At 49.9% G+C, this 3,157-nt stretch carries 2 protein-coding genes; both read left to right on the forward strand.

Annotated elements, in window-relative coordinates; all coding sequences use genetic code 11:
* Nucleotides 1-57 precede the first annotated feature (57 nt).
* Nucleotides 58-1,479 carry a LolA family protein gene (locus tag A4E54_RS03035; RefSeq protein ID WP_286724298.1) on the forward strand — a complete coding sequence of 474 codons (1,422 nt, stop codon included), beginning with the start codon at nucleotides 58-60 and terminating at the stop codon, nucleotides 1,477-1,479.
* Between the two features lie 179 nt (nucleotides 1,480-1,658).
* Entirely contained in the window at nucleotides 1,659-2,858 is a 1,200-nt protein-coding gene (locus A4E54_RS03040) for an NADP-dependent isocitrate dehydrogenase (RefSeq protein WP_240085140.1), read from the forward strand.
* The last annotated feature ends 299 nt before the right edge of the window (nucleotides 2,859-3,157 follow it).

Raw genomic sequence — 3,157 nt, forward strand, 5'->3', positions numbered from 1 at the left:
TAACTAAATCGTTATTATTGATGTAAATAACCGGCCGGGGAAGAAGGTGCAAAACTTGTGACTTCCGTTGATGCTAAAGTACAGAAAGAAAATCTTTCAAGCATCCACCGATTGGTTGAACAAGAGCCTAAATCGGGTAAGCTGAATAATAATAAGGCTTCAAAGCGCCTGCGCAGCCGGTGGATTCTGCCGAGTGTCGCGGTTTTGGCGGCGGGTTTGCTGCTATTTGCAGCGTTGACGAGCTTGACTGGATTAGCCGGCTTTTTTAACCGTGACGTGGCTTATGCCATGGAGAAAGCGGTTGCTCAATTAGCCAATTATCATGGCGTCCTTGAGATACGCTCGAAAAACGCAGCCGGAGAGGAATGGATGAGCCGCCGGGTGGAACTTTGGTCAGACGGGGATAAGTATGCCGTACGGCAGGACGACGGCACCATGACTGTCAATAACGGCGAGCGGAAGTGGCAGGTCCGTCCGCAAAGCAAGGAAGTGGCCTTGCTGCCGCTGGTACCGGACCCATCCCGGCATGATTTTGATCTGCGGGATGAGTCAAAGCGGGCACTGCAATATTCGCACACTGTTGTCGGAACGGAGATGATTGCGGGGCGCCAGGCGACAAAACTTGAAATTTCACCACCTGGCGGTCTGGTCTATTATTTGTGGATTGATGCTGAGACCAACCTGCCGGTTCAACTACAAACAGCGATGCAAAATGCGCTCCAGACAACATATACTTATGTTAGCTTTGAGCCGAATACTCAGATCGATCCTGGCATATTTGCCTACCAGCCGCCTGAAGGATATCAGGTGGTGGAGAAGGAGCCGGGGCAATTGGTGGCTACGGTGGAAGAAGCGGCTGCCATCAGCCAACTGACTCCGCTGCTCCCGCAAGAAGCGCCGGGCCGCATCTTCGCTTATAAAGACCATATCGTTCTGGATTACGGTGATACCACGATTGCTGAAACTGCCGCCAAGGGGTCTTTCGAGCCGGTCCCTAATTCCGCCTTCGGCACTGCTGCCGGCGGGCCGCTGGAAGTTTGGCGGGAAAGGCTGCGGTGGCGGCAGGACGGCATTGAAATTCAGGCTGAAGGGGCGCGGCGGGTGGAGTTGACCCGTCAGATTGCCGGCGACCTCACTCTCCCGGACGCCGGTAACGATCTGGCTGGCATGGCTCAGGTCAAGGTTTCGGTGGATATGGAAATTGCCAAAGCCGACCAGCGGCAGGTGGACGGGGGACACACCCCCTGGCAGCTTGATCCTGTGGCAGTGGCGCTCACTTTTGTCAACTTAAAAGTATCGCCGGAAGGAATTACGGGTGACCCGAAGATACCGGAGAAATCCTTTAAACTGACAGCGAACAACGGTGCTGAGGCAATAGTGGAGGTCACCGGCGGCCCTATCGAAAAAGTTTACCTGGAAAGGCTTGTCCGGCGGGACGAGACGGGTATTTGGTCGGTTGTCGGCTACGATCCCCGTTAAATAGATGAAATAGTAGATGAAACAGAGGTCAGGCTTTACTTGTGAAATATACTAATAATTTCACAAAGTAAAGCCTGACCCCGTTGTGTGGTTTCTTTGCCTATTGAGTTGTTGTATAATGTCTAACATAAATGCGATTTAGGATTTAGTAGGGGAGAAGGAAGGGGAGCAGGAATTATATGACGGAAAAGATTCGAATGAAAGTTCCATTAGTTGAGATGGACGGAGACGAAATGACCAGGGTTATCTGGCAGTATATCAAAGATATTTTATTGACGCCTTACATAGATTTAAAAACGGTTTATTATGACCTGGGGCTTAAGAAGAGGGACGAAACAGACGACCGGATTACAGTGGAGGCTGCGGAGGCTACGAAAAAATATGGTGTGGCGGTCAAATGCGCCACCATCACGCCCAATGTCCAGCGGGTCAAGGAATATGACCTGAAGCAGATGTGGAAAAGCCCCAACGGGACCATCCGGGCAATTCTGGACGGGACGGTTTTTCGCACGCCGATAATTGTTAAGAATATCAAGCCTTTTGTAAAGACATGGGATAAGCCCATCACTATTGCCAGGCACGCATACGGCGATGTGTACAAAGGGGTTGAAATGAAGATTGAGGCAAAGGGAAAGGCGGAGATTGTTTTTACGGGTGAAGACGGACAAGTGTTAAGGGAACTCATCCATGATTTTGCCGGCCCCGGTATTATCATGGCCATGCACAACCTGGATAAGTCCATTGCGAGTTTCGCCAGGGCCTGCTTCAGCTTCGCGCTGGACCAAAAGCAAGACTTGTGGTTTGCCACAAAGGACACCATCTCCAAAAAATATGACCACAATTTCAAAGACATTTTCCAAGAGATATATGAAAGAGAATATCAGCAAAAGTTTTCGGCGGCGAATATTGAATATTTTTATACATTAATTGATGACGCCGTGGCCAGGGTGGTGCGAAGCTCCGGCGGCTTTATCTGGGCTTGTAAGAACTATGATGGTGATGTCATGTCGGACATGGTAGCCACCGCCTTCGGCAGCCTGGCCATGATGACGTCGGTTTTGGTTTCGCCCGACGGCTGCTATGAGTTCGAGGCGGCCCACGGGACGGTGACGAGGCACTATTATCAGTATCTGAAAGGTGAAGAGACATCCACCAACCCGGTGGCTACCTTATTTGCCTGGACGGGGGCGCTGAGAAAAAGAGGCGAGCTGGACGGCACCAACGATTTAATACGATTTGCCGGTGAGCTGGAACAGGCTGCCATAAAAACCATTGAAGAAGGAATATTGACCAAAGATTTGGCTTTGCTGGCGGAAGGAGAAAAGAAAACAGTCAATACCAGGCAGTTCCTGGAGGAAGTCAATGCCCGTTTAGGATGAGAATGGGGTCAGGCTTTACTTTGTGCAATTCTAGAATTGCACAAAGTAAAGCCTGACCCCATTCTCACCCTCGAAACGAGCCCTGCTCAATGGTGAGTGGGGCTCGTTTCGTTTTTCAAAGAGCGATTTAAGCGATTTAGAGCGATTTATGTTAAGAAGAATTGCAGTCAGCTTAAGAGTTAACAGTGCACAGATATCCTTGACTTTGGGCTTTGAGGGTGGTTAAGTAATATTATAATCCACTCTGCTCAAATCGATGAGGTCGGTCTGGATTCCATAAACTTAATTGGCTATAGGTT

This window comes from Pelotomaculum sp. PtaB.Bin117, assembly GCF_002067195.1.
Classification (GTDB): Bacteria; Bacillota; Desulfotomaculia; order Desulfotomaculales; family Pelotomaculaceae; genus Pelotomaculum_D; species Pelotomaculum_D terephthalicicum.